The following is an 11,175-nucleotide window of genomic DNA, read 5'->3' as shown; positions in this document are numbered from 1 at the left end:
AATTGCCGTTAACGAGCAATCATTAATAATGTTGGCTATTTTCTCTGCGGGCAGCCAGCAAGCTGCCCGCAGAAAACACTACACCGCGCTTGATGCTTCACTTTCAGCCAGCGAGTCTATCGATTGATTCGCTGCTTCAGGCAAGTCCGCAAGCAGTTTGGCCGCCATTTGCGCTTCCTGTTGCAAGATCCGCTGAAAAATGTCGGCGCCTTCAGTGTCATCAGCCTGTCTGGCGGCGGCAATTAACGTGGTGTAAGTCGCAACTTTATAACTACAAAAGACATAGACGCTGACGGCCATCCGTGCGTCCTGCTCAACACGCAGCATATCGCTTGCTGCCTGCCCCACCACAGACAGGCGGCCTAATGCCTCTTTCAATGCCGACCAACTATCGTCATGGCATTTCAGAACCTCTTTCACCTGCAACTGCTGTGCGCGTGATTGCGCAAGATAATGCGCGATGTGACTCCCGATGGAAGAATCACTGTCGAGACGCTCCATCGCTTGTTTTAATAACGTTTCACCGTGCTTCTCCATCGCATGTGCATCACGTAGCCAATCCAGATAAACAGATTCCCTCGTCATTCATTCACTCCTGGTTGATGTGCTTTTAATGAACTACCTTTGGGGATGGTATGCAGTTGCTTAGCAAGCTAACCGCCTCAACGCCGTCGCTAATGGAATTATCTGGAAATAAGCGAAGCGTTAATTAACGGACTAACAATCATCTTAATTAAACGTAGCAAGTAAGCCCTTCTACGCAAGCCAATCGGCGCAGAACTGAGAGGGAGGATTAATATCACCACTTTGCCGCTTCGCTTATATTTACCCTCACAACACTCTTTACTCAACATCTAAAGTGCGCTAACAATCATCATTCAAGTGAGTTTCATCCGCTTATAAACAAAAATCGACTTATCCTTAAACAAATAGTCCGCAAAATAATAAAACTTAAGATTAATCCTGACTTGATTATGGTAAAAACAACGCTACATTTATTTTTGCTTTATGTTGGTACAAATATAATGAGGAGAACGCATGACGGACCCTAACAAGCATCCTGAAGAGGAAGAGAAAAAGACGCAACGTCGTGGGGGCACAGGGAACTTCGCCGAGGACAAGGAGCGTGCAGCTGAAGCAGGCCGCAAAGGCGGTCAGGTAAGTGGCGGCAATTTTAAAAACGATCCGAACCGCGCCGTTGAAGCTGGCCGGAAGGGAGGAAAGATCAGCCGCCGGAAATAACACTATCAATAATTCAACACTGGGTTACGTTCGCTAGCCTTTATCACAACACTCTCCTGACGTGCATTAGCGCTTCGCTTAAATGCGAAATTCGCTACGTCAGGAGGGTTATTCCCATCGCTAACAACAAAAAATCGATCATTTCTTGATCAATCGTTCGTCATTTGCCGCTTCGCTTATCCAGAACTTTTCCTATATATATTAATGATCAATTTAGATCCCAGAATAAATAACCAAACACGAATTAACCAACATATTTGTACACGGAGATTCAAGTTGTACACCTTAGTCAAAATTAAGGTTGGTGATGATTAACTTAATTACAAAAGTGGAGGGGCACTGACCTTCTTGTCGGTGAGGGGATGAAATAGCTATTCACTATAAAGACTTTTCCCTCCCCCTCATTCATACTGACTGGTGTCTGCAAAGCCTTCCGATCAACGTCCTTTCCTTCGGGTCCTTCCAGCTATCGCAAGAATCGAATGACTTTTTTACAGGCTCTTTGATAAAAAGCGTTGACGTGGTAGAACGATAATTCTACTTTTAACCCATGATCAAAAAAACAACTGATACACGGGATAAAATCCTGAAAACCGCCGAAGAGCTCATCTACCAGAACGGTATCCACGCTATGGGCATGGACCTTTTGGTCAAGACCTCTGGTGTCGCCAGAAAGAGTATTTACCGTCATTTCGCGAACAAGGAAGACGTGGCATCCGCCGCGTTAACAGAGCGCGACGAACGGTGGATGCAATGGTTCAGAACAGAGTCTGACAAAGGCAAGACCCCTCAGGAACGTATCCTGAACATGTTCTCTGTTCTGAAGAGCTGGTTCGAGTCCGACGGATTCCGGGGTTGCGCGTTTATCAACACGGCGGGTGAGGTTGGCGATCCTGAAGACCCTGTGCGTCAGATAGCCAAGATGCATAAACAGAAGTTGCTGGATTACGCTCTGGAGCTTACCGAACAGCTGAACGTTGAGCATCCGGAGGATTTGGCTCGACAGTTGCTGATCCTGCTGGAAGGCGCGATCACCATGTCATACGTCATGGGCGACGGGAGTGCTGCCGACAACGCTCAGGACATCGCGAAACTCATGCTGGAACGAGCCTCCTCCGGGCCTTGAGGATCGCGAACGCTTTTCCCGTGAATGAAGATTTAAATGCGTTTTTGAATTCGATTTATCTTCAGACAGGCGGGACCGATAAACGGTCTCGCCTTCAATCTGTGCGCATACCCGCTGCCATCATCATACACAACAGCGATGTCACCACACCGCCTGCCCGGACGTTCGCGCCGCACATGCAATCAACAGACAAAGTCATCTTCTGCAACGTGATAGTTAATTTTCTACGGATAACCCACAGCTCGATGGTGTTTCTTCTTATCGCCGTTTGAGTATATCGGGCACTTCCCTGGCGCATTCATAAGCGACATTTTGTTCCCTTACCCTTCCCTGTTCAGACCTGAAACGGGCGAATCTCAGTTAATTTAAAACCAATTAAAAACAATATCTTATTTCGATTTTAATGCCGAATTTTCTCTGCTCCCGGCATTCATTTCAGAAAAAATCATTGACGAGGTAGAACGATCGTTCTACCTTTAAATCACAGACAGGACGCCGCGCGATACCAAAGGGGAATCCCTGAATTTGTTGAAAGGTCTCTTATCAGAACGGTATTGATGCCACCGATGTGAGCCTTCTGGTCAAGGCATCAAAAGTAGCGAAGTTTTTGCTGGAACAGGTCTTTCACTGAGTCCTAAGTCACGAGAACGATCTTTAGACTGAAACTAAATTTACAGGAGTTTTACCATGACTGATTCACAAGTTCGTCCACCGCTCCCGCCTTTCAAACTGGAAACGGCCATCGAGAAAGTCCGTCTGGCTGAAGACGGCTGGAATAGCCGCGATGCTGCAAAAGTGGCTCTGGCTTACTCACTGGACACCAAATGGCGTAACCGCGCCGAGTTCGCCAACAATCGTGAAGAAGCGCAGAGCTTCCTCGACCGTAAATGGAAGAAAGAGCACGAATACCGCCTGATTAAGGAACTATGGGCATTTGGCGGTAACCGCATCGCCGTCCGCTATGCTTACGAATGGCACGATGACTCCGGCAATTGGTTCCGCTCCTACGGAAACGAAAACTGGGAGTTTGGCGCTGATGGCCTGATGGAGCGTCGCTTCGCCTGCATCAACGACATGCCAATCAAAGAGAGCGAGCGTAAGTACTTCTGGCCGCTGGGCCGTCGTCCGGACGATCATCCTGGCCTGTCAGATTTGGGGCTGTAAGTCAGTATTTTGGCCGCATGAAACCTGGGCTGCTGATTAATTGAAACCGCCCCTGAAGTCACTACCGCATGGCCAGCCGGTATCAGCGACTGGCCCCCAGCCCAACTGACAGTTGACCGGCAAATGGTCGAGACAACATCTGGATCGAGGTTTCTCCCTGTAAACCGCCGCCGACGAGCTCATCGCAGAAGGAAAAGATCTTGAGAGCATTGCAGCAGACATCGGCTATGCAGATGCATCCACATTATTGGCCTTGTTGCGCCGTAAAACAGGTAAAGGAATTAAAGAGTTGCGTAAGCGAGCTACCTGAAGCTGGCCTCTGTTGCTGTGACTTCTGATACGAAGCCGAATCAATAAAAGCACTGTTTAAGCTGTTCAAGATATTAGCGCCATGCCCGTTGATGAATACATCAATCAAGTCATCTCAATGCTGGAAAGTCAGAACACGCCCCGAGGAGAGTTACTTCTTGAACGCGATCAAGCAAGGCGCTGGGCGGAAAGAGAAGGCAAATACGAGGAGATTTTCGGTCTGATGAACCCATAACTTAACTGGCTGGCAGGTCTGGAACGGATAACCGCCTGCCAGTTTCCCCAGAATGTAAAAATCATCTTTGGGAAGAATTTTGGAGGAGTTTTGGGGAAAGGATTCAGGCCGCCCTTCCGGACGGCCTGTAACTCACACCTGATTAATGCGCTGCCATCTGCGAGGGCAGGCGCAGCAGGGCTCGCTTGTCTGCCACCTCATCCGGTGTCACCGGTTTTGCCGCATTGCCCCAGCTGTTACGCAGTTAGGTTGCCACGGCTGCCACCTGTTCGTCCGGCATGACGATAAAAAATGGATATAACGAAATACAATCAACTAGTTAGCTCGCTTTTAGCAAGGCATTTTCCGACAATCGAACATCATTGAATAGCAATAATAATCAGTATGTTAGGAAGCATTTTGGGGAAATATCATCATTCAACATGCTCAAAAACCCCTCACATTGGTCATTAAACACTCGATAGTTACTACCCTTCCGTTTACTTTTCTCAGGCTGTGCCATGCTTAGATCGAATGCCTCATTAATGGAGAGTGAAATGAATAAGGTCGCCTGGATTGCAGTGATGTTACCTCTGAGCGTCGGTGCGTATGCCGAAACGGGTGGATATGAAGCAGGTAAGACGCCCCCTCCTCAGAGTAAGGAAGATGCCGGGTATAAGGGGTCGGAGGATACGGCAGAAACGCCGGTTACGCTGATCAAAGATTTCCGTCAGGGGGGATATGTCACGCTAGAGGGCTATATCGTTAAAAAGATCAAAGGCGACACTTATCAGTTCCGTGACAGCTCTGGCACGGTCAACATCGATGCCCCGGCGAGCACTTTCAAAGGTAAAACCTACAGTGCAGAAGATAAGGTGCGCGTAAGTGGCAAAGTCTACGGTAAGGGCGAAAGCGCGCATCTGAAAGTTTCACGCATCGACGAACCTTAACCATGCATTTCAGGGCCTCCGCTTAAGTTTCAGCAGGGGGCCATTGTTTTCACCTTACACCAGCGTCAATTTTCAAACGCTAAGCGTTAACTTCATCGTTCCCTGCCCTAAGCAACTTTGCGGCATCTAGTGCAAACGCTTTTACCTGCAAGTCAGATGACTCCGTAGCGATACGTTCAAGTTCAATAATGATACTCACTCTGCTAAGCGGTACACCTTTTGCCGCCAGTTCGACAACAGCCGATCCGATGGCACATCCAATCATTCCTGCGCGGTGAGAATTTATATCTTTCATATCATGTAAAGGAAACGCCGGTTTGGTTTAAGTACAAAGTTAGTCGGAAAATATGAACTTTCAAATCATCCTAACGTCATAACTTATATGGAGATTATCCCTTGTAACGAATTTCGCCCGCCGATGCGGGCCTTTTTTTGCCCGATGAAGTTCAAACGGGGGAAAAATTCGACACGTTCAAAGCACTTACTTCATGCGTAACCAGCCCCACAACGGTCACATCCTCAAGCAAATCATCCTCTAAAAGCAGTCCGTCTTCCGTCAGGATCCGGTTGGGGTGAAACATCGTCACACCCCATTCCAGTATCCCCGCCACCTTCAGAAGCACGGTGCTGCCGTTACCCGGATGCCGGAGTTCATCCACAATGCAGCATCGCCCTCTTGACTCGACCCGATACCGGCTTACCACGCAGATCAGGCCTGAACACTGTCTCGCAACTGGCGTAAAACGAGTTCACATCCACCAGGGCAAACATTAACGGCCCATCGTCTTAATCGAGTGCCGGACCACGCCGAAGATTTCAAACTGATCGGCATCGGGGATCGGAATAATGGCGTGCGCGGCGTTCATCGGTTTGAGATGCAGGAATGGCCGGGTCATCAGTTGCTTCACGGTGAACTCGCCGGAAATCGCGGCCACGATGATATCCCCATGCTCAGCAGTGACGGAGCTGTCCACCACCAGCATGTCGCCATCGTTGATGCCGCCTTCAATCATCGAATCTCCGCTGACCCGGATGAAGTAGGTTGAGCTGGGATGACTGACCAGTAGATTATTAAGGTCCAGCCGCTGTTCGACATAGTCCTGAGCCGGCGAAGGAAAGCCACACGGAACTCTGGCAATGAAAAGCGGTAACTCAAGAATGGCGCGGATTTCCGCAGGTCTGAAAAACTCCATGATGATAGCCCTGACAAATACTGTATATATAAACAGTAATCGTAAACAGCACAATCGATCAAGTCGGGCATGAAGACTTTTTCCAAACGCGTTGTTGGCAAAGGGGATTTAATCTGAGGTGGGCATGGCATTTCAGTTTGACCGGGCCGGTTGCCACAAGCACAGGAGTTTAGATTTGAACATCATTCAGGCCGACAAAAACCAGAGATAATCTGCAGCAATATCTTGCCGCTTCGGTTAACCCTCTGAAATTTCGGTTATAAATCGTTAATTCATATAACTTACTGGAAATTACTGGAATTTTATCGCTTTTGTTAACACATCCTACCATTCATTAATTAATGGTCTAAGTTATGTGGGTCAGTCGTTGACTGGCAGCACAGCACACAGGATGCGTTTCATACGAGAGAGACATTCCTTAGCCACTGCTTTTTTGCCCGCCCTGAGCGGGCTTTTTTTAGCTTAACCTCTCACCTGCACCGCGCGGTTGAAAACCGGCAGCTCGTTTGAGTGGCGTTTAGCTGTAGGGCTGCCCGTCAATTTCCGTACCCTGTAAAAACCCCTGACTTCGTTATACGGCTACGCTTTTGGTCTGTGAAGACCTGCACTACGCTTAATGAGCAAAATGCCTGTGCGGTAACGCTGGGATACATGCTGCGCGCTCAGTCGGTGAATTATGAGCACGGCAGTGTCGGTGATTTCAGCGATGACCAACTGGCCAGCAGCCCGATGTCGTGTTTTGCTTAATACCGCTCGTTTACCTGAGGTGACTTATGGATGTTTCACCAGGATTCGTTGTTGTACTGAATATCGTGGCCATTGCGGTGTTGGCGATAGGTTTAGCGAAATATCTGAACTGGTATTAAAGCGCTTAGCCCGGCGCTTTGCAGGCCATTACACGACGTAAGTATCCATCGCTAAACCGCCGATGTCATTTAACGGTCGGTGATGAATAAGGGCGGGTTTCATCGTTTCAAATTCTCGTGGTCAGACTGACAGGAGATTGAACATGCGATACCTGATCATACCGGCCGTCACCACTTTACTGGTTCTGGTGATTGTGTTTTTGGTACAAACCCAGTGGGGACCCACGCCCTGGTGACTCGACGCATCAGAGCGGGCAAATAAAAAGAAAACTGAGTAGTCAGCACTCTGCATGAATCGGACTCACGTCTGGTTCATGCTTTTTTTTGCTGACGATGAACCCCTACCGACAGTTATCAGGATGATTTCTCAGCACCTGTGGGGATTGAACACCTTGAGAGGTTACTCATTCCCCCAGCAGCCATCTCTGAATGTTATCTGGTGCATCTCGATCTACTTTTCCTAAATACCTGCAACTCGTTTCATGTAGCCGAAAGCAGAACCTGAAACAAGTTAAAGCACTCGGGTTGCGTTGACAGGAGAGATACGTTCCTCGCTAACGCTTGTAGGCCGTCCTGCGCGGGCATTTCAAATGGCAATGTCTCGTTTCCATACGACTCCCTCTGCCAGGGTGGAGGTATGTCGTACAGGTGTTGTCATTACTCTGCCGGGGGTTCGAGGCGATCACTGATCACATTGTACCCCTGCTCGATAAAATCATCAGGGTGAACGGGCAGACTTCGGCTTGGCTTGAACCATCCTCCCCCTTCACCATCGGCGAAGTACCAAACTTCAGGTTGCGTCTCGCCCTTCTGGACCCAATAAAAACCCTGTTCCATTTGTTCACTCCCAACGAAATTAATGTTCGTCCAGTCTCAGAAAAAACAGACAATATGTTTCGTCTACGAATAGGTGAATGATTCATGAATGAAGCACGGGAAGATGGAGGCGTCGGAAAGCGACATCAGATCAGAAGGGTCAGTCACCGCGCAATTCGGTGCGCGACAGGTTTTTGACTTTTGAGATTTCATATTTGCCCCTTGTCAGAGGGGGAATGGCCCAGGCATAGCACCGGGGAAGAGATTAAAGCATGCGCTAAAAGGACGTAAAAGGACAGGACGTTTGGGTGTTACTAAACAGAATTGTTATCTGAGCCGCTTAATAATCAGGCATCCACCAACTTATCTTACAGGTCGGTCACCTGAACGCTTTTTGTGTCTGACCTCTGGTGAATCCGTTGCTTTTACCGTGTCATCCTCTACACAGAGAATTTTATAGAGATTTACGCGAGTACTTTGAGGTGTGCCATGGGTGGCAACAGGATCTGCACAGTAACATGTTCCACCACTTATGTTCGGGAAAGTATCAACCAGACCAGCTAAATGTGTGGATACAAAGATGGACGAGAAGATCATACTTCCTCCTGTTTATGTTTTTCAAAGCAAGGCCGGTATAACTCAACCCGGCCGGCTGTCTGGCTAATTAACTTTCCTCAGTTGCCGCTTTGCGCCTGCGGCTGATTTGTCCGCCCTTGCGACCGGCTTCAACAGCGCGATCTGGACAATTTTTGAAGTTTCCCCCGCTTGCACTTCCTCCTTTACGCCCGGCTTCACGCGCGCGGTCCGCATCCTCAGCAAAATTACCGGCCCCACCTCTTCTTGATGGCATGTATCCCCCTTATATATCAGTCGAATATTAAGCGTGCTAACGTTCCAATGAGAAATAATATGGCTCAATTTTTCGATAAAACCACATTTAAAATACATGTTTACCGCTTCGCTTGTTTCTGTTTTAAAACAACGAGTTAACCGTTACGCTTATATTCAATTGCTTTTAAAAGGGAAATTTTTGAAGTTGTACAAAACCAAAACAAGCTGTACATAATTGTTGGATTTGCTTTTTTGTGACATATATCACGGTTTTAAATTTTGTAATTATATTGATCTGGATTTTTCATTTATTTCAGCAAGATAGGGAAATTAATGTCTCGCTGTTCATGATTTAGTCCCATTGAAAAACTCATAATCAATTGCCTGCCAGGTCGAGTACCAATTGAGCGTGGCACACGTTGGTCAATTTCTTCCGTTCGGATTAAAGACCTGAAACATGCGTTCTTCACCCTCACTTGTCGAAATATCCCTGAACGTTGTTGTGTGCATCTCGATCCATTTGTTGGCGGCGCGTAGCGAGTAGCGCCAGTTCAGGCGATCGAGTTCTTTCACAAAGTCGAGTGTGCTGACGGTGTAGCGACCAGCGGCATCGCGTTTTATCGCCTGCCTGAAGGCAATCATGATTTCATAGTCACGGGGCATATCGGTGCCCTCCCAAAACTAAACTGTATACATATACAGTAATTGCAATCTCTGAGAGTGAGCAAGTGCTTTAAGGGCGTTTTATCAGAACTCATTGGCAGTAAAAAGGATTTACTTTTCCGGCTTCGCTTTCATATGTGGACAGATGTGACCAGGCTTTGTAAGCAACGCTGGGTTGCCTGATTTCTGGAAAGGAATGTTATGAAGAGTTTTTTAGGTGGGATTTTTATCGTTGCAAGTCTGATGACTCTGGCAGGCTGTCAGGAACCCGGTCCTGCAGTAGGGCCGGATGGTCGTCCTCACGCACCAAGCCAGCAATCCGTGCCCGGAGGTCCACAGGGCCAGGGTCCCATTGGTCAGCCACAGTCATAAAAAAGTCCGGCCAGTGTGCCGGGCTGTATTAACTAAGTAACGATATCAACTGTTAAAATTAATGAAATCCACTTCCTTCCCTGTATTATCTCCTCCCACACATTCTATGTCGAATTAAGTCATTTAAGTGAAAAACCATTCATTTAACTTGTCCTGCGTCTCTCATGAAAGAGACTTAACTAATTATCCTCATTTTTATTTTACGCCAAGATAAACAATGCCACTCAATCAAGGGGTAAGTTTTTATCCTATTAGTTGTAGAGGGGTGTGAATGGGTCGGCAGGTTTTTCGAATCAGTTTGCATTGAGCGCGGTCGCAACTTTTTCATTTCTATCATGCTTCGTGAACTGTTTAAGGTATAGAAGCGAACCGTTGTAAAAATAAAATATTGTGAGCCATAATGAATAAACGAATCGCCAAATCATCACTTTAAAGGAGAAAACCTTCATTAATTTTTCACCTTTGATTTTAAAACCCAAAGCCCGTTTGAAACTTCCCACTCACTCCTATTCAAGTTAATCCCTTGAATGAAAGCTGTCCGGCTATAATTTATAGGTATCAGTAATCTTCATTACATAGCTCACGTTCCAAGTCGATTCAGTGCTCGATTCAGGTTTAACGTTCAGGGGTGAACCATGGCAGATTTCGACCTACATAAATTTCTCATTAACGATCAGCCTTACACTTTCCTCTTTGAAGTCGTTGTACGCGTACTCATTGCATATATCGTCGTTTTCACCTTTTTGAAAATTTCAGGCAGGCGCGGTGTCCAGCAGCTCTCACTCTTCGAAGTTGTGGTGATCCTGACACTAGGATCAGCTTCAGGGGATGTGACTTTTTACGATGATGTCCCCGTTCTACCTGTCATTTTGGTCTTTGTCATATTGTTATTACTGTATCGCCTAACCACCTGGGCAATGACCAAATCTTCCTGGTTCTCAACTCTGATTGAAGGAGAAGTGGTAACGCTCATCGCTGAGGGTAAGTACGTTTCTGAGAATCTGGACCGGCTGAACATTTCAGAAGATGAGTTTCTGATGGAGTTACGCCTTAAAGGGGCCGAACACCTTGGTCAGATACGGCTGGGGCTGGTAGAGGTCGATGGCCAGCTCAGCCTCTACTTCTATCCGGACGAAGAAGTGCGGGCCGGGCTATCTGTACTTCCTGAAGCACACCGTCACTGTTTCACCCAAATCCCTGAAACAGGTTTATATGCATGTAACCGCTGCGGGACAACCCAAGAAATACCTGGATATGAAGAACGAAAATGCCACGAATGCGGACGCAATACCTGGTCACTCGCACTGAACAAAAAGCGGGTTTGAAGCACAGGTGCAGCATATTTTTGGTATCTCATAAAATTCTGAACCGGCGTCAAGCCACTCAGGATCAGATATTCAGGAAACTTTTTTTCTGGCGGTTTAACCTA

General features: G+C 47.3%; 13 protein-coding genes and 1 pseudogene. 7 read left to right on the top strand and 7 right to left on the bottom strand.

Annotation, left to right across the window (positions count from 1 at the left end):
• Positions 1-78 precede the first annotated feature (78 nt).
• Positions 79-585 carry a YciE/YciF ferroxidase family protein gene (locus WFP70_RS05225; RefSeq protein WP_052127411.1) on the bottom strand — a complete coding sequence of 169 codons (507 nt, stop codon included), beginning with the start codon at positions 583-585 and terminating at the stop codon, positions 79-81.
• Between the two features lie 453 nt (positions 586-1,038).
• On the opposite strand from WFP70_RS05225, the gene WFP70_RS05220 reads away from it, so the two are divergent.
• From WFP70_RS05220 to WFP70_RS05200, 5 genes are all read left to right on the top strand, one after another.
• Complete coding sequence (locus tag WFP70_RS05220) at positions 1,039-1,242, top strand: general stress protein (RefSeq protein ID WP_034822638.1); 204 nt, start codon at positions 1,039-1,041, stop codon at positions 1,240-1,242.
• A 550-nt stretch (positions 1,243-1,792) separates the two neighbouring features.
• Positions 1,793-2,368, top strand: coding sequence for a TetR/AcrR family transcriptional regulator (locus tag WFP70_RS05215; RefSeq protein WP_337022839.1), 576 nt, complete (start codon positions 1,793-1,795; stop codon positions 2,366-2,368).
• Between the two features lie 687 nt (positions 2,369-3,055).
• The gene (locus WFP70_RS05210; protein WP_337022838.1) at positions 3,056-3,532 is read left to right on the top strand and encodes a nuclear transport factor 2 family protein; all 477 of its coding nucleotides are present in this window, start codon (positions 3,056-3,058) and stop codon (positions 3,530-3,532) included.
• A 391-nt stretch (positions 3,533-3,923) separates the two neighbouring features.
• Complete coding sequence (locus tag WFP70_RS05205; protein ID WP_337022837.1) at positions 3,924-4,076, top strand: hypothetical protein; 153 nt, start codon at positions 3,924-3,926, stop codon at positions 4,074-4,076.
• 536 nt (positions 4,077-4,612) lie between these two features.
• Positions 4,613-5,005 carry a YgiW/YdeI family stress tolerance OB fold protein gene (locus WFP70_RS05200; RefSeq protein WP_337022836.1) on the top strand — a complete coding sequence of 131 codons (393 nt, stop codon included), beginning with the start codon at positions 4,613-4,615 and terminating at the stop codon, positions 5,003-5,005.
• Between the two features lie 446 nt (positions 5,006-5,451).
• On the opposite strand, the gene WFP70_RS05195 is transcribed toward WFP70_RS05200, so the two are convergent.
• From WFP70_RS05195 to umuD, 3 genes and pseudogenes are all read right to left on the bottom strand, one after another.
• The gene (locus tag WFP70_RS05195) at positions 5,452-5,664 is read right to left on the bottom strand and encodes a hypothetical protein (RefSeq protein ID WP_337022835.1); all 213 of its coding nucleotides are present in this window, start codon (positions 5,662-5,664) and stop codon (positions 5,452-5,454) included.
• 31 nt (positions 5,665-5,695) lie between these two features.
• Positions 5,696-5,776: pseudogene (locus WFP70_RS05190) on the bottom strand (Y-family DNA polymerase); the annotation flags it as partial.
• The gene (gene umuD, locus WFP70_RS05185) at positions 5,776-6,198 is read right to left on the bottom strand and encodes a translesion error-prone DNA polymerase V autoproteolytic subunit (RefSeq protein ID WP_058961188.1); all 423 of its coding nucleotides are present in this window, start codon (positions 6,196-6,198) and stop codon (positions 5,776-5,778) included. The pseudogene WFP70_RS05190 and the gene umuD, both read right to left, overlap by 1 nt.
• 594 nt (positions 6,199-6,792) lie before the next feature.
• Between umuD and WFP70_RS05180 the strand changes: the two genes are divergently transcribed.
• Positions 6,793-6,945, top strand: coding sequence for a hypothetical protein (locus WFP70_RS05180; RefSeq protein WP_337022834.1), 153 nt, complete (start codon positions 6,793-6,795; stop codon positions 6,943-6,945).
• A gap of 776 nt (positions 6,946-7,721) precedes the next feature.
• On the opposite strand, the gene WFP70_RS05175 is transcribed toward WFP70_RS05180, so the two are convergent.
• The 3 genes from WFP70_RS05175 to WFP70_RS05165 all read right to left on the bottom strand — a co-directional run bounded on the left by WFP70_RS05175 (position 7,722) and on the right by WFP70_RS05165 (position 9,374).
• Entirely contained in the window at positions 7,722-7,901 is a 180-nt protein-coding gene (locus WFP70_RS05175; RefSeq protein WP_097117740.1) for a hypothetical protein, read from the bottom strand.
• 643 nt (positions 7,902-8,544) lie between these two features.
• Complete coding sequence (locus WFP70_RS05170; RefSeq protein WP_097117739.1) at positions 8,545-8,730, bottom strand: general stress protein; 186 nt, start codon at positions 8,728-8,730, stop codon at positions 8,545-8,547.
• A gap of 404 nt (positions 8,731-9,134) precedes the next feature.
• Entirely contained in the window at positions 9,135-9,374 is a 240-nt protein-coding gene (locus WFP70_RS05165; RefSeq protein WP_097117738.1) for a DNA polymerase V, read from the bottom strand.
• Positions 9,375-10,381: 1,007 nt separating this feature from the next.
• On the opposite strand from WFP70_RS05165, the gene WFP70_RS05160 reads away from it, so the two are divergent.
• Positions 10,382-11,071, top strand: a complete 690-nt coding sequence (locus WFP70_RS05160) for a DUF421 domain-containing protein (RefSeq protein WP_337022833.1) — start codon at positions 10,382-10,384, stop codon at positions 11,069-11,071.
• Positions 11,072-11,175 lie beyond the last annotated feature (104 nt).

The organism is Pantoea sp. USMM079, from assembly GCF_037153115.1.
GTDB lineage: Bacteria > Pseudomonadota > Gammaproteobacteria > Enterobacterales > Enterobacteriaceae > Pantoea > Pantoea communis.
Note: the sequence above shows the minus strand (reverse complement) of the source record. Positions and strands in the feature narration are given on the sequence as shown.